The sequence below is a fragment of the Serinicoccus profundi genome, assembly GCF_008001015.1.
GTDB lineage: Bacteria > Actinomycetota > Actinomycetes > Actinomycetales > Dermatophilaceae > Ornithinicoccus > Ornithinicoccus profundi.
This window is the reverse complement of sequence record NZ_CP042862.1, coordinates 2,454,156-2,472,018: the sequence shown is the minus strand read 5'-3', so window position 1 is coordinate 2,472,018 and position 17,863 is coordinate 2,454,156. Positions and strand designations below refer to the sequence as shown.

The window sequence follows — 17,863 nt, the reverse complement described above, 5'->3', positions numbered from 1 at the left end:
TCCCTCGGGGGCGCGAGCACACCGGGCATCGAGAGCCCGACAGGGGCCCAACACCTCACGGTGTCGGGCCCCTGTCGCGTGTGTGGCAGGGTCAGCGCAGCGAGACGTCGTCCACGAGGAAGGACGTCGCGAGTGTGGAGTCCTCCGAGCCCACGAACCGCAGGGTGATGCTCTGGCCGGCGAAGGCCGAGAGGTTCACGCTGCGCAGCACGTAGCCGGACGAGGCGTTGAGGTTGGACCAGGTGCCGAGCGTGGTCGTGCTCCCACCGGCGACAGCCTGGACCTGCATGCGGTCGTAAGCGGTCGAGGTGGTCGTCTCCGCCGTCACCACCCGCAGGTAGAAGTCCAGCGTGGCGCCCGAGGACGGGACCGTCACCTGCTGGGTGATGGCCTCGGTCCGGGTCTGTCCGTAGCCGACCAGCCAGGCCTTGTTGGAGCCGCTGCGGGCGGGGTAGGTGCCAGACCCGATGACCCCGGTGTCACCGCTCCAGCCGGTGGCCCCGGACTCGAAGCCTCCGTTGGTGATGCCGGTGCCCGGCTCGGGCTCGGGGGTCGGCGTACTGCCGCCCTGCAGGCCCGGGGTGTAGAGCAACCGGTTGGGGGAGCCGGTGCCGATGCCGGTCAGCTGACCGGTGGTCGAGGCCGAGGTCACGGCGGTGGCGACCTGCGCCGGGCTCGCCGAGGGGTTGCTCTGGAGGTAGAGCGCGACGGCGCCGGCGACGTGCGGGCTGGCCATCGAGGTGCCGGAGATGGTGTTGGTCGCCGTGTCGGAGGTGGACCACGCCGAGATGATCGAGCTGCCGGGAGCGAAGAGGTCCACGCAGCTGCCGAAGTTGGAGAAGCTGGATCGGGCGTCGCTGCTCGTGGTCGAGCCCACCGTGATCGCGTTCGCGGCCCGCGCGGGCGAGACGTTGCAGGCGTTCTGGTTCTCGTTGCCCGCCGCCACGACGACCGGGATGCCCCGGGAGACGAGGCGGTCGACGGCGGCATCGGTGGTGGTGGAGGCCGGACCACCCAGGCTCATGTTGACCACCGAGGGGCGGGGCGCGTTGTTGGCGACCCAGTCCATACCGGCGATGACCCCGGAGTTGGAGCCGCTGCCGTTGCAGTCGAGCACGCGGACGGGCACCAGGGTGGTCCCCTTGGCGACGCCGTAGGTGCTGCCCCCGACAGTGCCGGCGACGTGGGTGCCGTGGCCGTTGCAGTCGGTGGTGCCGCGCCCGTCGTTGATGGCGGTGTAGCCGCTCGCGGTGCGGCCGGAGAACTGGCCGTGGGTGGTGCGGATGCCGGTGTCGATGACGTAGCTGCGCACGCCCTGGCCCGTGTTGGTGTAGGTGTAGGTGCCGTTGAGCGGGCGGGTGCGCTGGTCGATCCGGTCCAGCCCCCACGGCGCGTTGTTCTGGGTCGCCCCGATCGAGACGACCGAGTCCTCCTCGACCCAGGCGACGTCAGGGTCCTGACGCAGCTCGGCGAGCTGGCTGCCGGTCAGAGTCGCGGCATACCCGCCCACGGCGGAGTAGGTGTGCCTGACCTTCACCCCCTTGCTCTTGGCCTGCGCGACCTTCTTCTCGGTCGCCGCGGCGACCGCGGCGTGGGCGCGCTCGCTGGCCCGCTCACTGGGGCCCTTCTTGGCCGCCTCGCCGACGTCGAGCATGACGATGTAGTTGCCGTCGATGCTGCTGCCCGCCGCCTCGACCAACGGGGCGACCGTGTCGGGGCGGTCCGTCGCCGCAGCGGCGAGGGACACCCCCGCCCCGGTGGTCCCGGTCATCAGGGTGGCGGCGAGGACGGCCAGCGTCCGGCGTCGCAGGTGCTGCATGAGTTCTCCTTCAGGACATGGATGGTGGCCGCACCGTTGCGACCGCCGCGGCCCAGAGTGCCGCGTGGAGAGTCGCGGCAGCGCGCCGACCGTGCCCGCCAGACCAAACCTGTACCTGATCCTGACCAGTCCTTGACCGGTCCCAGACCACCTCTTGACCCTCGCCCCGGACGGACGGCGAGGCCACGCGGCGGGAGGAGGTGCGGCATACTGCCCTGTCAGCCCCGTTGGGGATCGCACGACGACAAGGACGAGCATGGGACGGCTCTTCGGCACCGACGGGGTGCGTGGCCTGGCCAACAAGGACATCACCGCAGAGCTGGCTCTGGACCTCTCGGTGGCGGTGGCGCACGAGCTGGGCGGGCACAGCGTCTTCGGTGGCAACCGCGCCACCGCGGTCGTGGGCCGCGACCCCCGGGCCTCGGGAGAGTTCCTGTCGGCCGCCGTCATGGCCGGGCTCGCGTCGGCCGGTGTGGACGTGCTCGACGCCGGGGTCCTGCCCACACCGGCGATCGCCTTCCTCACCCATCGGATGAACGCCGAGATGGGGGCGATGCTCTCGGCCTCGCACAACGCCATGCCGGACAACGGCCTGAAGTTCTTCGCCAGCGGCGGCCACAAGCTCGCCGACGAGATCGAGGACCGCATCTCCGAGCGGATGGGCGTGGAGTGGGAGCGGCCCACGGGCGCCGGTGTCGGCCGCATCCGGCCGTTCCAGCGGGGGGCGGAGTTCTACATCGAGCACCTGCTGGATGCCGCGCCCGGGCGGTTGGACGGCCTGCGGATCGTCATCGACGCGGCCAACGGTGCCGCCGCAGAGGTCGGGCCCGAGGTCTTCCGTCGGGCCGGGGCGACGGTGGACGTCATCGGCGCCGACCCCAACGGCCTCAACATCAACGACGGGGCCGGCTCGACCTACCTCGACCAGCTGCAGGAGGCCGTGCGGCTCCGTGGGGCCGACATGGGTGTGGCCTTCGACGGTGACGCGGACCGGTGCCTGGCGGTCGACGCCCGGGGGGAGCAGGTCGACGGCGACCAGATCATGGCCATCCTCGCCGTGAGCATGCACGAGCGGGGCGAGCTGCGCGACGGCACGCTCGTGGCGACCGTCATGAGCAACCTCGGTCTGCTGCAGGCCATGGAGCGCGAAGGGGTTCGGGTCGTCCAGACCTCGGTCGGGGACCGGTACGTCCTGGAGGAGATGCGCGCGCACTCCTACTCCCTGGGCGGGGAGCAGTCCGGCCACGTCATCATGCTCGAGCACGGGACCACCGGCGACGGCGTGCTCACCGCGCTGGCGCTGGCCCAGCGGGTGGTCTCCTCCGGTCGGCCCCTGCACGAGCTCGCCTCGGTCATGACCCGGATGCCGCAGGTGCTCGTCAATGTCAAGGGTGTCGACAAGGACCGCGTCGGGCAGGACGAGGGCGTGGCCCGTGAGGTCGCCGCCATCGAGGCCGAGCTCGGCGAGGCCGGCCGGGTGCTGCTGCGCAAGTCCGGCACCGAGCCCGTCGTGCGGGTGATGGTCGAGGCGGACACATCCGAGCGGGCGGCATCCTGCGCCGAGCGGCTGGCTCAGGTCGTCCGCGACCGGCTCTCGTTGTAGTCCAGCAGACCCTCGATCGCCTCGATGCCCGACACCGGGCCGGCGAGCAGACCGTCCGCGTCGAGCAGCACCCCGGTGGGCTGCCACCCGGCGCTCAGCGCCTCGTGCAGCTGGGCCCCGGGGTCCCACCAGAGGTCCGGTAGGTCGGCCGCGCGCGGCTCGGACCACGGCGGGTGCGTGTGGACGAGGTGCACGCCGAGATCGGGGTGCTGCGCGCGCCAGCGGGGGAGCCGCTCGAGGACCTCGAAGGTCGGCCCGCACCAGCAGTTCACGAGCACCACGACCTGGGGACGGATGATCCCGAGCGTGCGCAGGGTCAGCGTGTCGAGGTCCCGGTCGACCAGGGGCGCGTCCGGGAGGCTCACCGTGCCCTGGGGCGAGGGGCGCCGGCCCGAGCGCGCGAGGACGAGGACGAGTGCCGCGGCCGTCACGAGGGCGAGCGCCAGCCACCACCGGTCCCGGGCTGTGTAGTCGCCCACCAGCGTCCAGAGGCTTCCCCCGCCCAGCGCGACCAGACCTGCGCCGAGTGCCAGCGCGGCCAGCAGGAGGTTGCGGGCGAGGGTGCGGGCGCTGATGCGGTGGTCGCCGACCGCGCCGAAGCAGGCGCAGTCCGGGCGCGGGTCCAGCCGCAGCGCGTGGGCGACCACGGCCGTGAAGGCGAGGCAGAGCAGCAGCGCCGACCCGGCACCGACGGCATACGACCAGGGCCACGGTGACAGGAGGAGCACGGCGGTGGCGATCTCGACCCAGGGGAGGGCCCGGGCGACGGCTCGCGGCCCGAGCAGGCGGGGCAGCCGCAGGGCTCGCACCATGTCGGCGGTGGCGTCGGGGGCCGGCAGCTTCGCCAGGCCCGAGAGGCCGAGCACGACCGCCAGGGCGAGCGGGGCCAGGGAGAGCGCGGCGGGCACGGCGCGGCTAGACCAGTCGCGTGAGGCGCCCCGTGTCGACGTCGTAGCGGAAGCCACCGACCTCGGCACGGCCCTGGATGAGCGGGTGGCTGGTGACGCGGTGGACGTCCTCGGCCAGCGCAGCCTCCTGGTCGGTGACCACGTGGAAGCGCTGGAACCACGCGTCGATGCCGGAGAGCTCGGAGATGGTCTCGCGCAGCTCGTTCTCGGTCTTGAGGGTCATGGCGCAGCGGGTGTGGGGGATGACGAGGATCCGCTCGACGCCGAGGAGATGGACCCCGAGCACGAGGGCCTCCAGGGCGGCGTCGGTGACCCGGCCGCCCGGGTTGCGGAAGATCTTGGCGTCACCGTGGGTCAGCCCGAGCATCTGCAGCGGCTGGATGCGGGAGTCCATGCAGGTGACGATCGCGACCCCGGCCCGCGCGACGCCGTCGAAGCCCTCGAGCTCCGCCGCGTGCTCGGTGGCGAAGGACTCGTTGGCGTCCAGGAGGTCGTCGAAGGCGGTGGAGGTCGCGGTCGGGACGGGGGTGGAGGTGGTGCGGTCCATGGCTCTGCAGCCTAGTGGGTGAGGCCCGCGAGGACGGAAGGTCCGGCCGAGGCTCAGGCGATGCCGAGGTCCCGGCGGGTGGGTGCCGCTGCACCGGCGCGGGCCACCGTCCACCCGGCGCAGGCGACGGCGCGCTCGAGAGCCGGGGCGATGTCCTCCAGCTCGGCGCGGGCGAGCCGCAGCCGGGCCTCCGGCGACCCCAGGAGCTGGGCGTCGAGCAGGCCGCTGACCAGCCCGGACATGAAGGAGTCTCCGGCGCCGACGGTGTCGATGACCTGGACGGTGAGCGAGGGCAGCTCCAGCGTGGTGTCGTCGCGGGAGAGGTGCACGACGGCACCCTCGCCACCGCGGGTGACGACCACCAGGTGGGGGCCGAGCTGGCCCCACCGGTGGACGATCTCGACCACGTCGGCCTCCTCGCCGCCGCCGTAGAGCCACTCGACGTCCTCGAGGCTGGCCTTGACGACGTCGCTGCGGCCGATGCACTCCTCGATGCGCCCGCGGGCGTCCTCGGGACTGCCCATGATGGAGGGGCGTGCGTTGGGGTCGTAGGACACGGTGGCCTGGGAACGAGCGCGCTCGATGAGCTCGACGACGGCCGACCCGCCGGGCTCGAGGGTGGCGGCGATGGAGCCGGTGTGGACATGCCCGGTGCCCGTGAGGTCCTGGGGTCCGACCTCCCAGGAGAGGTCGAAGTCGTAGGTCGCGACGGCGTCGGCGTCGAGGTGCGCGGTCGCGGTGGAGGTGCGCGTTGCCGCGGTCGAACCCTCGGTGAGGGTCACGCCATACCTCTCGACGTGCTCGCGGACCCGGTCGCCGTGCTCGTCCTCGCCAAGGTATGCCGTGAGGCGGCTCTCGTGACCGAGCGCCGCGACGCCGATGGCGACGTTGGCGGGGGATCCGCCGACGTGCTCGCTGCGCTCGGCGTCGCCGTGCGGGACGACGATGTCGATGAGGGCCTCGCCGACCGTGAGCACGGCCGCCATCAGAGCGCGTCCGGAGACAGGGCGTCGGCGATGGAGGCCACCTTGTCGAGGCGGTGGTGGGAGGTGATCTCGCGGATGGTGCCCGAGCGCGAGCGCATGACCAGCGACTGGGTGACCGCGGTGCCGGAGCCGTAGCGCACGCCGCGCAGGAGCTCGCCGGTGGTGATGCCGGTGGCGACGAAGAAGCAGTTGTCGCCGGTGACGAGGTCGTCGGTGGACAGGACGCGGTCCAGGTCGTGGCCGGCGTCGATCGCCTTCTGCCGCTCGTCGTCGTCCTTGGGCCAGAGGCGGCCCTGGATGACACCGCCCATGGCCTTCATGGCGCACGCGGTGATGATGCCCTCGGGGGTCCCGCCGATGCCGATGAGCATGTCGACGGAGGAGTCCTCGCGGGCGGCGGCGATGGCGGCGGCGACGTCACCGTCGGTGATGAAGCGCAGCCGGGCGCCCGCCTCACGCACCTCCTGGGTGTAACGGTCGTGCCGCGGCCGGTCCAGCATGATGACGGTGAGGTCCTCGACATACCTCTTCTTGGCGCGCGCGATGCGGCGGAGGTTCTCGCCGACCGGCAGCCGGATGTCGACGCGGTCGGCCACGTCGGCACCGACGACGAGCTTGTCCATGTAGAACACCGCGGACGGGTCGTACATCGTGCCTCGCTCGGACACCGCCATCACGGCGATCGAGTTGTCCATGCCCTTGGCGGTGGGGGTGGTGCCGTCGATCGGGTCCACCGCGACGTCCACCGCGGGCCCGGTGCCGTCGCCGACCTGCTCGCCGTTGAAGAGCATCGGGGCCTCGTCCTTCTCCCCCTCCCCGATGACGACGACGCCATCCATGGCGACCTTGGAGATGACCTTGCGCATGGCCTCGACGGCGGCGTTGTCAGCAAGGATCTTGTCGCCGCGCCCCACCCAGCGACCGGCGGCCAGGGCTGCGGCCTCGGTGACCCGCACGAGCTCGAGCGCGAGGTTGCGATCCGGGAGGACCTGGTCGGTGGTCTTCGGTGAGCGGTCGGCCATGGGCCCTCCTGGGTCGAGACGGTGCTGTAGCCACCCTAGCGGGTGCGCTCCGCTCCGCGCCGGGGCGTCGAGGTGCGACCATAGAGGGGTGAGCACCACATCGCAGACCACCCCCGGGCAGGCGGCCGGCCCCGGCCCCGCCCCCGACCGTCGGCGGGCGCGGCTGGCGTCCTACACAGTGCGCAACATGGTCTACTCCACCCTGCTGGTGCTCGCGATCGTCCTCGTCTGGTGGTCGCTGACCTACAACCCGACCGAGCAGACGCCGCGCAGGGTCGAGGTCGGGACGACCGCCTCGTATGCCGCGGCGCAGGCGGAGTGGCCGGTGTGGGTGCCCGACCCGGGCGAGGGGTGGACACCTACCGTCGCGTGGTACGAGCCGCTGGAGCAGGCGCCGACCTGGCACGTCTCCTACGTCACGCCGCAGGGGGAGTACCTCGCCATCCACCAGGGCGCGGACGTCGGTACCGCCTGGCGGGACGCCGTGCTGACGGGGGCGCAGGAGACCGGCGCGACCCCGTTGTCCGGGCCCACGGGTGATCACTCCTGGACCGTGTGGGAGGCGGAGTCCGGCAACGCCGAGAACGCCTGGCTGCTCGGGCCCGAGGAGACCGACGGCACCACCGTGGTCGTCCACGGCACGGCGAGTGAGGCCGAGGCCGCCGAGCTCCTCGCCTCGATCGAGGTCCGCGACTAGCGGATCGCTCAATCCCTGAGCAGTCGCCGGGTGGCCGCCGTCGCCGAGGTCTGGTGGTGCGTCCAGGCTGAGCCGTGGCGGCGAGTGACCGGCCTTGCGATACGGGAGTACGGGTCTGGTGATGCGGTCACCCGTATGAAGACGACGATCGATATCCCCGACGCCTTGGCGCTCGAGGCGAAGGGAGTCGCCGCGCGCTCGGGAGCGACGCTCCGGGAACTCGTCGTGGCCGGCCTTCGGGCGGAGGTCGATCGGCGCGGTGCCGCCGTCGAGGTCGACTTCCACTTCCCCACGATGGATGGGCAGGGGCTGGTCGCCGCGCTGGCACCCGAGGACGTGGTGGACCGGTCCTACGGGTTCCCCTCGTGATCGCGGTCGACACCAACGTCCTCGTCTACGCGCACCGCACAGACAGCCCCCACCACGAGCGGGCGGCCCAGGCACTGCGGGGGCTCGCCACCGGGCGCGGCGCCTGGGCGATCCCCTGGCCGTGCCTGCACGAGTTCTTGGCGGTGGTGACGCACCCGCGCATCTACCGCCCCCCGACGTCACCTACCGCAGCGCTCGAGGCCGTCGAGTCCTTGCTCGCGCTGCCCGCCCTGCGGGTGCTGTCGGAGACGGCCGACCACGGGTCGATCCTGGCGGGGCTCCTGCGCGTGCCCGGGGTGGCCGGCCCCAAGGTGAACGACGCGCGGATCGCGGCGATCTGCCTTGGTCACGGCGTCGGTGCGTTGTGGTCGTCAGACCGAGACTTCTCCTGGTTCCCCCAGCTCCGGGTCCGCAATCCGCTGACCGGTTGACCCCTCCGGCCGCGGCAGTGCTGCGCGAGATCGGCGGCGCCGAACTCGCGAGCGGATCGCTCAGTCCTGCGCGGTCGGCTCGTCGTCGATCGTGGTGTCCTCGTCGGCGCCCGTGTCGTCCGTGCTGGGGGAGCCGGGGGTCTGACCCCGCTCGGTCGCGCGGTCCAGCGTCTCCTGCGCGACGTCCAGCTTGTGCTGGCAGTGGGCGGCCAGGTCCTCGCCTCGCTCCCACAGCGCCATGGCCTCCTCGAGCGGCACCTGGCCGGACTCGATCCTGGACACGAGCGCGACGAGCTCGTCCCGTGCCTGCTCATAGCTGAGGTCTGCGACCGGGGTGAGGTCGGCGCTGGTCGTGCTGGCATCAGGTGCTGAGGTCACCGCTCCACCGTACGCCGAAGCCGCTCGGGTGAGGGTGTCGGTTGACCCTCACCCTGGTCGAGGGTCGAGGGTGTGCACATGTCTGATGACCTCCTGTCGATCGGCGAGATCTCGCGACGTAGCGGCCTCACCGTCAGCGCGCTGCGCTTCTACGACCGTCAGGGCCTGCTGCCCGCCACGTCCGTGGACCCTTTCACGGGTTACCGCCGCTACCACGCGACCCAGGTGCGGCAGGCCAGGCTGCTCGCAGGGATGCGCCGCATCGAGCTGCCGCTGGCGGAGATGGCGGCGGTGCTGGACGCGGGCCCGGACGCCGAGACCGTCGACGACCTCCTTCAGTCCCACCTGCGCCGGCTGGAGACGGGCCTGCGACAGGCGCGGTCGGAGGTCGGACGCCTCATGGCGCTCGCCGTCGACGGGTGTGCCCGGGTGCGGGTGGACGGCGCCCGGCTGCTGCAGGCCCTGACCCGCGTCCGGTATGCCGTGGCGCGGGACCCCGAGCTCCCCGCGCTGGGGGCGGTCCTGCTCGAGGGCGACGAGGACGGTCTGCACGTCGTGGCGACGGACCGCTACCGGCTCGCCATGGCGAAGGTCGCCGTCGCCGGGAAGACCGTGACGGCCGGGAGCGCAGGGCCGGGTGGGGGCGGCCCCGGCGTGCTGCTGGAGGCTCCGGCGCTGGATGCGGTGGTGGCACACCTCGCCCAGGACGCGGGGGTCGTCGAGGTCGGCCTGGCGCATGCCGGGCTGGAGGTGCGCGGCGCGAGCAGTGACCTCGCGGTGGCCGGGATGGACGCCGCCTTCCCTGACTACCGCGTCGTCATCGAGCAGGCCGTCGGTCAGGACACGCTGTCGCAGGGCGTCGAGGAGATCGAGGACGTGGTGGCGCGCACGACCGGGGAGGGGGTGAGGCACGCGGAGGCCGACGACGTCGTCGAGCTGCCTGGAGGGCACCTCGTCTCCCGGCCCTTCCTGCTGGAGGCGCTCGAGGGTGTCGGCCCGGGTGGTCAGCTCCGGCTGCCCAGCGGGGTCGGCCCTCTCGTGCTCAGCGCCGACGACGGCGAGCGGCTCGCCCTGCTCATGCCGATCGCGCCGCGCGAGGCACCGTGAGTCTCCTGCTGCACCTGTGCCGGACCTGCGGCGGAGACGGCCTGGGCCCTACCGGGTGACCGGCCGCACCGCGAAGTCGCCGTGCGCGACGGTGACGCGCAGGAGCTCCTTGGCCTCGACCTCCTCTTGGTCGCGGACGATGGCGCCGTCGGCGTGTCGCACGACGGCATACCCCCGCTCGAGCGTGTGCTGGGGCGAGACGGCGCGCAGGTGACGCCGCAGCTGGTCGCTGCGGTCGCGCTCGCGGTCCAGGCGGGTGTCCAGGGCCGACCGGCCGCGGCCGTGCAGGTCGCCGATGTCTCGGCGGTGCTGGGCCACGATGGCGGCCCGGTCAGCCATGACCGGACGCGCCATGAGGTCCACGAGCCGCTCGCGCTCCCGGGCGATGCGGGTCGTGAGGGCGCGGCGCGAGCGCGCGGCCACCGTGCGCAGCCCCGCGAGCTCATCGGCCACGTCCGGGACCACCGCCGCGGCGGCGTGGGTGGGGGTTGAGGCCCGCAGGTCGGCGACGAAGTCCAGCAGGGGGGTGTCGCTCTCGTGCCCGATCGCCGACACCACCGGGGTGCCGGCCGAGGACACCGCCCGGACCAGGGCCTCGTTGGAGAAGGGGAGGAGGTCCTCGAAGGAGCCGCCGCCCCGGGCGATGACGATGACCTCGACCTCGGGATGCGCGTCGAGCTCGCGCAGCGCGGCGGTCACGGCGGTGACTGTCTCGGTGCCCTGCACCGGGACCTGGCGGACCTCGACGACGGCGGCGGGCCAGCGGCGCGCCACCCCGGCCAGCACGTCGCGTTCGGCGGCGGTGGCCCGGCCGGTGATGAGGCCGACCCGGCGGGGGAGGAAGGGCAACGGTCGCTTGCGGGCGGCGTCGAAGATCCCCTCGCTGCGCAGCAGCTGACGCAGGTGCTCGAGCCGGGCCAGCAGCTCACCGACGCCCACGTGGCGCATCTGGCGCGCCTCGAGCTGCAGGGTGCCGCGCTTGGTCCAGAAGGTCGGTTTGGCGTGGACGACGACCCGGGCGCCCGTCTCCGGCGGTGCCGGCATGGCGTCCAGCGCACCGGTGGGGATGGCGACCGAGAGGGACATGTCGACGTCGGTGTCGCGCAGGGTGAGGAAGGCGGTCGACATCCCGGGGCGCCGGTTGAGCTGGACGATCTGCCCCTCGACCCACAGCGGCGACATCTTGTCGACGTAGTCGCTGATCTTCATCGACAGGGTGCGCACCGGCCACGGGGAGGCGGCGGTGGTCTCCCGGGCGGTCGGTGGCAGCTGCGGTGACGGCACCCGCTCAGGGTATGCCGTGCGTCGGGGCCGGCCTCCCCCCGCCGCGCGGCGCCCTGGGAGACTGCGCAGATGGGCGCGGGCACGGGCAGCGACACCGGGACGGGGCGGGGGGCGACCCGGCCACGCCTCGTGCTCGTCCACGGGACCCGGATGAGCGCGGCGCAGTGGGGGCCGTACCGGGCACTTCTTCCGGACGTCGAGCTGGTCACGGTCGACCTGCCGGGTCACGGCGAGCGGGTGGGGGAGGAGTTCACCGCCGACGCGGCCCTCGACACGATCACCGAGGCGGTGCGTCGCGCCCGGGGTGAGGGAGGGCCTGCTCCGGTCCTGTGCGGGCACAGCCTCGGGGGCTACGTCGCCATGATGTGGGCCGCCGAGCACCCGGGGAGCCTCGCGCACCTGGTGCTCATCGGTGCGACGGCGGATCCCCGGACCCGCTTGTCCGGCGTCTACCGCGGGTTCGCCCGGCTGCTCCCCGTGGTCGGTCCCGACCGGATGGCCCGGGTGGCGAATGCCGTCATGCGGGGCCTGGGGGCGCGGGGCGAGCACGCCCTCGTCCTGCCGGGCGGTGCGGCATACGCTGCGCTCCCGGCCGCCTGGGAGCTCGTGATGACGCACGCGAGTCCGGACCTCCTGCGGTCGGTGGACGCCCCGGTGATCCTCGTCAACGGCCAGTTCGACCAGATGCGGCTCCACGTGCAGCGGTATGCCGCCGCGTGCCAGGAGGTGGAGGTGGTGACCATCCCTCGCGCCTCCCACCTCATGCCGGCCACCCACCCCGAGCAGGTGGCGGCGGTGCTGCGCGCCGCCGTGGGCGCGGGAGGGCCCGGGGAAGGCGGCGTTCGGGGAGTGTCCAGGGGCAGCGCCTAAACTGGGCAGCGTGACTTCTGCAACGCCGTCCACCCGACCGACCGAGGCGATCGACGTGCCGACCGGCGACCCCTCCGAGAGCGGCAAGCGGGTCCTGCTCGCGGCGCCGCGCGGCTACTGCGCGGGGGTGGACCGGGCCGTCGTCACCGTGGAGAAGGCCCTGGAGCTCTACGGCCCCCCGGTCTACGTGCGCAAGGAGATCGTCCACAACAAGCACGTCGTCCGGACCCTGGAGAAGCGGGGCGCGATCTTCGTGGAGGAGACCGACGAGGTGCCCGAGGGTGCCCGGGTGATCTTCTCGGCGCACGGGGTGAGCCCGGCGGTGCACGAGGAGGCGCGTCAGCTGTCGCTGAAGACCATCGACGCCACGTGCCCGCTCGTGACCAAGGTGCACCGGGAGGCGGTCCGCTTCGCCGACGACGACTTCGACATCCTGCTCGTCGGGCACGCCGGGCACGAGGAGGTCGAGGGCACCGCGGGGGAGGCGCCCGAGCACATCACCCTCGTGGAGAGCCCGGACCACGTGGACGCCATCGAGGTGCGCGACCCCGACAAGGTGGTCTGGCTGTCCCAGACGACGCTGAGCGTCGATGAGACGATGGAGACGGTCCGCCGGCTGCGCGAGAAGTTCCCCAAGCTGCAGGACCCGCCCAGCGACGACATCTGCTACGCCACCCAGAACCGTCAGGTCGCGGTCAAGCAGATGGCCACCGACTGCGACCTCATGATCGTCGTCGGCTCCCAGAACTCCTCCAACTCCAAGCGGCTCGTGGAGGTGGCGCTGGAGTACGGCTCCCGCGACGGCCACCTCGTCGACTACGCCGACGAGATCGACGAGGCCTGGCTGGAGGGCGTCCGCACGGTGGGGGTGACCAGCGGGGCGAGCGTGCCCGAGGTGCTCGTCCGCGACGTGCTGGACTGGCTCGCCGAGCGCGGCTTCGAGGACGTCCAGGCGGTCACCGCCGCAGAGGAGTCCCTGCTCTTCGCCCTGCCGACCGAGATCCGCCGCGACCTCAAGGCCGCAGGTCACGATGTCAAGAAGCTTCAGCACGACCCGGGCGCCATACCCAGCGGCCGCGACGGCTCGCTGCGCTGAGCCCCAGGGGGCGTGGCCGCCCGCTCCGCGACAACTGACCACGGCCTAGCACGACCCTCATCGGGGTATTTCTTCATGGAGGTCGTGCTAGGCCGTGGTCAGTCCGGGTGGGGATCGCAGGTCACGGTTCGATCACGGTATGCCGTGCCGCCCGCTGATGGTCGGGGTAGCCCAACGCGCGCGTGCGTAACAGCCCCCGGGCGGGAGGGCAACCCCTGCCCGCAGCGTCCCTCGGGTCCGCGGGCCGTGTCTATGGTGGTCGGGTGCCCAGGTCCCGTCGGGGGAGACGGAGGGCCTGGCGTCCCGAGGGAGCGCGCAGACCGGCGGCTCCCGCTGAATCGATGAGGAGTTCATCGTCATGACCGCATCCCGCACCACTCTCCTCGGCGCGCTCGCCGTCAGCGCCCTCGCCTTGTCCGCCTGCGGCAACGGCGGCGGGTCCGAGGCCGGAGGAGAGCCCCAGCTGGTCGAGGACGGCACCCTGGTCGTCGCGATGAGCGGGGAGTTCCAGCCGTTCAGCTACTTCGAGGGCAACGAGCTCACCGGCTTCGACTACGACATCGGCGCCGCGGTCGCCGAGGAGCTGGGCCTGGAGATGCAGTCGGAGACGGCCGCCTTCGCCTCGCTCATCGGTGGCGTCCAGGCCAACCGCTACGACGTGCTCATCGCCTCGATGACGCCTACCGAGGAGCGCGCCGAGGCGGTCGACTTCACCGATGGCTACTACAGCTCCGGCGCCCAGGCCTTCGTCCAGGCCGGCACCGAGTGCACCGACATCACCGAGCTGGACGCCCCCACGGTCGGGGTCGCGACCGGCACGACCTACCAGGACTACCTCGATGAGGAGGGCGGCGACTGGGTCGGGGAGGTGCGCACCTTCGACTCCGACGTGGTGGCGCTGCGCGACCTGGGCACCGGTCGGCTGGACGCGGTGATGACCGACCGGCTCGTCGGGCTGCACCAGATCGAGGAGGCCGGGCTGGACGTCGTGGAGTGCGGCGACCCGCTCTACACCGAGGAGCCTGCCTTCGCCGTCAAGAAGGGCAACGCCGCCCTGGTGGAGGACCTCGACGAGGCGCTGCAGGCGATCATCGAGGACGGCACCTACGCGGAGATCAGCGAGCGCTACTTCGGTCAGGACATCTCGGGCGACGTCGCCGGCTCGACCGACGACTGAGGCAGGACCGTGGACTTCGTCTCCCTCTTCGCGGAGTATGCGCCGCTGTTCCTGGAGGCCACCTGGGTCACCCTCAGCCTGACCGCGGTGTCCCTGGTGCTGGCGATGGTGGCCGGTGCGGTCGTCGCCTGGATGGCGATGAGTGCGGTGCGCCCGCTGCGATGGCTCGCGACCGCCTACATCGGGCTGGTCCGCGGGACCCCGCTCATCACGCAGATCTTCATCATCTACTTCGGTCTGGCCTACGTCGTGACCCTGCCCGCGTTCTGGGCCGGGGCGCTTGCGCTGGCGTTCCACAACTCGGCCTACATCGCGGAGATCATCCGCTCGGGCTTCCAGGCGGTGCCGAAGGGCCTCACCGAGGCGGCACGGTCGTTGGGGATGTCCCGGCTCAAGACCCTCAAGCGGGTGCAGGCGCCGTTGGCGCTGCGCACCACCCTCCCGGTGCTGGGCAACCAGTACATCATCGCGGTGAAGGACTCCTCGCTGGTCGCCTTCATCGGGATGACCGAGCTGTTCCGCACCTCGCAGAACATGGCCGCCTCCACCTATCAGCCGCTCACGTCCTACGTGGTGGTGGCGATCTACTACCTCGCCATCGTGCTGGTGCTGACGCTGCTGGTCAATAGGCTGGAGTCGCGCCTGAGCAAGCACCGGCGGCCCGAGGTGCAGGCGAAGGCCAAGGCCAAGAGCGAAGGAGTGTTCTGATGGCGATCGAGGACAGCACGGCGACGAGCGGTGAGCCGGTCGTCCGCCTCCGTGGCATCGTCAAGGCCTTCGGGTCCACGACGGTGCTGGACGGGATCGACCTGGACGTGGCGCGGGGCGAGGTGGTCTGTCTCATCGGGCCCTCCGGGGCCGGCAAGTCCACCCTGCTGCGCTGCATCAACGGGTTGGAGCGCATCACCGATGGTACGACGGACGTCGGTGGCGAGCGGCTCAACTACGACGAGAAGCACCTCAACGGCATCCGGTCGCGCATCGGGATGGTCTTCCAGTCGTTCAACCTGTTCCCCCACATGACCGTGCGGGAGAACATCTGCGTCGCGCAGCGTGAGGTCCTGGGCCGCAGTGCCGCCGAGGCCAAGGATCGGGCGCACACCCTGCTCGAGCGGGTGGGCCTGGACCACAAGGCCGACGCCTACCCGGACAACCTCTCCGGTGGCCAGCAGCAGCGGGTGGCGATCGCCCGGGCGCTGGCGATGGATCCGGCGTTGATGCTCTTCGACGAGCCCACCTCGGCGCTGGACCCCGAGCTGGTGGGGGAGGTCCTCAAGGTGATGAAGGACCTGGCCTCCGAGGGGATGACCATGGTCGTGGTGACCCACGAGATGCGCTTCGCGCGCGACGCGGCCGACCGGGTGGTCCTGCTCGCCGACGGCGGCATCGCTGAGCAAGGGCCCCCCGAGAACGTCCTGGGACGCCCGAGCAGCGAGCGCGGACGCGCCTTCCTGGCCGAGCTCGGCCAGCACTGAGGACAGGTCCGGGCGGGGTCGCACGCGACCCCGCCCGGACGTCTGCCCTGCTGTCCTGGAGCTGTCTCAGCCCACGAAGCTGCTGATCCAGGCCAGGTCGTCGACGGTGTCGATGCGGTAGACGCCACCGGTGCCGGTGCACGTCGTGTTGACGCCGAAGGAGGTGACCCCCACCACCGTGGTGGTGTCCTCGATGAAGGTCGGACCGCCGGAGTCCCCCGAGCAGGTGCCTCCGGTGTTGGCGTTGTTGGTGAGCACGACATAGGCGTCGTTGGTCTTGCCGCCGTCGAACTGGCGGTTGCCGAGCAGCTCACCGTGCGCCTTGAGCCGGACCCACAGGGCCTCGGTCAAGGTCGCGGCGCCCTGGTCGGGGAGGCTGCGCTGCAAGCCGTAACCGACCGTGGTGTAGCTGTCGCGGTCCCGCTTGCGGGTCGCCAGCTGCTCGTCCCAGTAGCCGAGCTCGGGCAGCTCGCCGTAGGCCTCGAAGGTCGTGCCGGGGTTGAGGACGACGTCGTCCACCACGCCGACGTAGGGCAGGTAGAACGCCGAGTCGTCGTAGTCGGGGTGGGACAGGGCCGTGGTGCTCCACGCGTCGGCGTTGACCTGGGCGTCGGAGAAGAAGCCGAAGTCGGCCCAGGTCAGCTGGTCGACGTCCTCGTCGAACCAGAGGCTGACGGCCTCCGCGCCGTAGGTGCAGTGGCCGGCGGTGAGGAAGGTGGACTCGTCGAGCATGGTGCCGGTGCAGCGCCACGCGGCCCGCAGGGCGGTGTTAACCCGTCCGGCGCCGTCCGTCACGGCCTGACGCCTCGTCCGGGGTGCTGTCGTCCCCCGACTCGAGCTCCCCGCCGAGGGTGCGCTGCGGCGTCCCGTCGGCCAGCTCGGCGGCCAGCCAGTCGGGGCCGGTGGGTCGGGGCGCCACCTCCAGCGGCGCCAGCACCGGGTGCTCGTCCTCGGCGAGACCGAGCTCGCTCATCCGCCGGGAGGTCACCATGACCCGCGACTCCAAGGTGCCGACCAGCTGGTTGTAGGCCTCGACCGAGCGGCGCAGTGCCGAGCCCATGGCCCGGGTGTGCCGCCCGACGGTGCCCAACCGCTGGTGCAGCTCGGTGCCGAGCGCGAGCAGCTCGCGGGCGTTGCCGGCCAGGGAGTCCTGCTGCCAGGCCAGGGCGGTCGCGCGCAGGACCGCGAGCAGCGTGGCCGGGGAGGCCAGCACGACCTTGCGGGACTGCGCGTGGTCGTAGAGGTCGGGGGCCGCGCGCAGGGCGGCGGCCAGCACCGCGTCGCTGGGCACGAAGCAGATGACCAGCTCGGGGGAGACCGTGAAGGCCGACCAGTAGTCCTTGGCCGCCAGCGCGTCGACGTGGCCACGGAGCGCCGCAGCGTGGTCGCGCAGCAGGTCGTCGACCTGAGCGGGGGAGCGCTCCGGCGCCTGGGCGCGCAGGAAAGCGGACAGCGGTGCCTTGCTGTCCACGACGAGCACCTTGTCGCCGGGCAGGCGCACCACGGCGTCGGGGCGCACCCGCGCGTCGTGCCGGCTGACCGCCCCGACCTGCTCGTCGAAGTCGCACCGGGCCAGCATGCCGGCGTGCTCCATGACCCGGCGCAGCTGCACCTCCCCCCACGTCCCACGCGTGCCCGAGGCGGAGAGCGCGCCCGAGAGGGCGGCCGTCTGCTCCTGCAGCGCGCGGGTCTGCGCCACCACCTGGTCGAGGTGCTCCCCGACCTGCCCGAACTGCTCGACGCGGTCCCGCTCCAGGGTGCGGACCTGGCGCTCGACACGCTCCAGGGACGCGCGCAGGGGGGCCAGCTCGGCCGCCGTGCGCCGGTCGCTCTCCTCCTCCTGGTCGGTCTCCTCGAGCACCTGCTGGAGCTCCTCGGCCCGCGACCGCTCACGATCGCGGTCGGCCCGCGCGAGGGCCACCTCGGTGTCGGCCCGGGCCAGCCGCGCGCGCAGGCCCGAACGCCCGATCGCCCACCCGAGGGCCACGCCCACGAGGAGGGCCAGGGCCAGGGGGAGGACGGCCTGTGCAGTGGTGCTCATGGGCGACACCGTGGCACGCGGCACCGACATACCTCGGGAGCCGGTCACGATCC

The 17,863-nt window shown here is 72.3% G+C and carries 19 protein-coding genes; 10 read left to right on the top strand and 9 right to left on the bottom strand.

Annotated features, from left to right (window positions below; translation table 11 throughout):
- Positions 1-91 precede the first annotated feature (91 nt).
- Positions 92-1,819: a S8 family serine peptidase gene (locus FA582_RS11445; protein WP_010148035.1), complete on the bottom strand. Its 1,728-nt coding sequence runs from the start codon at positions 1,817-1,819 to the stop codon at positions 92-94.
- Positions 1,820-2,075: 256 nt separating this feature from the next.
- Between FA582_RS11445 and glmM the strand changes: the two genes are divergently transcribed.
- Positions 2,076-3,422, top strand: coding sequence for a phosphoglucosamine mutase (gene glmM / locus FA582_RS11440; RefSeq protein WP_010148034.1), 1,347 nt, complete (start codon positions 2,076-2,078; stop codon positions 3,420-3,422).
- On the opposite strand, the gene FA582_RS11435 is transcribed toward glmM, so the two are convergent.
- The 4 genes from FA582_RS11435 to glpX are packed head-to-tail and all read right to left on the bottom strand — an operon-like array spanning position 3,392 to position 6,885.
- Complete coding sequence (locus FA582_RS11435) at positions 3,392-4,330, bottom strand: MauE/DoxX family redox-associated membrane protein (protein WP_010148033.1); 939 nt, start codon at positions 4,328-4,330, stop codon at positions 3,392-3,394. The genes glmM and FA582_RS11435 overlap by 31 nt on opposite strands.
- Positions 4,331-4,337: 7 nt before the next feature.
- Positions 4,338-4,877: a beta-class carbonic anhydrase gene (locus FA582_RS11430; protein WP_010148032.1), complete on the bottom strand. Its 540-nt coding sequence runs from the start codon at positions 4,875-4,877 to the stop codon at positions 4,338-4,340.
- Between the two features lie 53 nt (positions 4,878-4,930).
- A complete protein-coding gene (locus tag FA582_RS11425) occupies positions 4,931-5,863 on the bottom strand; it encodes a carbohydrate kinase family protein (RefSeq protein ID WP_010148031.1) in 933 nt (310 codons plus the stop codon).
- A complete protein-coding gene (gene glpX / locus FA582_RS11420) occupies positions 5,863-6,885 on the bottom strand; it encodes a class II fructose-bisphosphatase (RefSeq protein WP_010148030.1) in 1,023 nt (340 codons plus the stop codon). Before glpX ends, FA582_RS11425 begins: the two co-directional genes overlap by 1 nt.
- Positions 6,886-6,973: 88 nt before the next feature.
- Between glpX and FA582_RS11415 the strand changes: the two genes are divergently transcribed.
- The 3 genes from FA582_RS11415 to FA582_RS11405 are packed head-to-tail and all read left to right on the top strand — an operon-like array spanning position 6,974 to position 8,382.
- Positions 6,974-7,582 (top strand): DUF4245 domain-containing protein, encoded by a 609-nt coding sequence (locus tag FA582_RS11415; protein WP_010148029.1) that lies wholly within the window; start codon positions 6,974-6,976, stop codon positions 7,580-7,582.
- A 30-nt stretch (positions 7,583-7,612) separates the two neighbouring features.
- The gene (locus tag FA582_RS11410) at positions 7,613-7,951 is read left to right on the top strand and encodes a DUF2191 domain-containing protein (protein WP_010148027.1); all 339 of its coding nucleotides are present in this window, start codon (positions 7,613-7,615) and stop codon (positions 7,949-7,951) included.
- Positions 7,948-8,382: a type II toxin-antitoxin system VapC family toxin gene (locus FA582_RS11405; protein WP_010148026.1), complete on the top strand. Its 435-nt coding sequence runs from the start codon at positions 7,948-7,950 to the stop codon at positions 8,380-8,382. The genes FA582_RS11410 and FA582_RS11405 overlap by 4 nt, the downstream gene beginning before the upstream one ends.
- 60 nt (positions 8,383-8,442) lie before the next feature.
- Here the strand turns inward: FA582_RS11405 and FA582_RS11400 are convergent, their stop codons facing one another.
- Entirely contained in the window at positions 8,443-8,760 is a 318-nt protein-coding gene (locus FA582_RS11400) for an exodeoxyribonuclease VII small subunit (RefSeq protein WP_010148025.1), read from the bottom strand.
- Positions 8,761-8,838: 78 nt separating this feature from the next.
- On the opposite strand from FA582_RS11400, the gene FA582_RS11395 reads away from it, so the two are divergent.
- Entirely contained in the window at positions 8,839-9,867 is a 1,029-nt protein-coding gene (locus FA582_RS11395) for a DNA polymerase III subunit beta family protein (RefSeq protein WP_051125169.1), read from the top strand.
- A 48-nt stretch (positions 9,868-9,915) separates the two neighbouring features.
- Here FA582_RS11395 and xseA read toward each other — a convergent pair whose 3' ends face one another.
- A complete protein-coding gene (xseA, locus tag FA582_RS11390) occupies positions 9,916-11,151 on the bottom strand; it encodes an exodeoxyribonuclease VII large subunit (RefSeq protein ID WP_010148023.1) in 1,236 nt (411 codons plus the stop codon).
- Positions 11,152-11,220: 69 nt separating this feature from the next.
- Here xseA and FA582_RS11385 point away from each other — a divergent pair, with 69 nt between their 5' ends.
- From FA582_RS11385 to FA582_RS11365, 5 genes are all read left to right on the top strand, one after another.
- Positions 11,221-12,021 carry an alpha/beta fold hydrolase gene (locus FA582_RS11385; protein ID WP_010148022.1) on the top strand — a complete coding sequence of 267 codons (801 nt, stop codon included), beginning with the start codon at positions 11,221-11,223 and terminating at the stop codon, positions 12,019-12,021.
- Positions 12,022-12,076: 55 nt separating this feature from the next.
- The gene (locus FA582_RS11380) at positions 12,077-13,117 is read left to right on the top strand and encodes a 4-hydroxy-3-methylbut-2-enyl diphosphate reductase (protein ID WP_010148020.1); all 1,041 of its coding nucleotides are present in this window, start codon (positions 12,077-12,079) and stop codon (positions 13,115-13,117) included.
- 358 nt (positions 13,118-13,475) lie between these two features.
- Positions 13,476-14,294, top strand: coding sequence for a transporter substrate-binding domain-containing protein (locus tag FA582_RS11375; protein ID WP_010148019.1), 819 nt, complete (start codon positions 13,476-13,478; stop codon positions 14,292-14,294).
- Positions 14,295-14,303: 9 nt separating this feature from the next.
- Entirely contained in the window at positions 14,304-15,002 is a 699-nt protein-coding gene (locus tag FA582_RS11370) for an amino acid ABC transporter permease (RefSeq protein WP_010148018.1), read from the top strand.
- Positions 15,002-15,769, top strand: a complete 768-nt coding sequence (locus tag FA582_RS11365) for an amino acid ABC transporter ATP-binding protein (RefSeq protein WP_010148017.1) — start codon at positions 15,002-15,004, stop codon at positions 15,767-15,769. The genes FA582_RS11370 and FA582_RS11365 overlap by 1 nt, the downstream gene beginning before the upstream one ends.
- Before the next feature lie 66 nt (positions 15,770-15,835).
- Here the strand turns inward: FA582_RS11365 and FA582_RS11360 are convergent, their stop codons facing one another.
- The gene (locus tag FA582_RS11360; protein ID WP_010148016.1) at positions 15,836-16,564 is read right to left on the bottom strand and encodes a trypsin-like serine protease; all 729 of its coding nucleotides are present in this window, start codon (positions 16,562-16,564) and stop codon (positions 15,836-15,838) included.
- The gene (locus tag FA582_RS11355) at positions 16,539-17,810 is read right to left on the bottom strand and encodes a DNA recombination protein RmuC (protein WP_010148015.1); all 1,272 of its coding nucleotides are present in this window, start codon (positions 17,808-17,810) and stop codon (positions 16,539-16,541) included. Before FA582_RS11355 ends, FA582_RS11360 begins: the two co-directional genes overlap by 26 nt.
- Between the last annotated feature and the right edge of the window lie 53 nt (positions 17,811-17,863).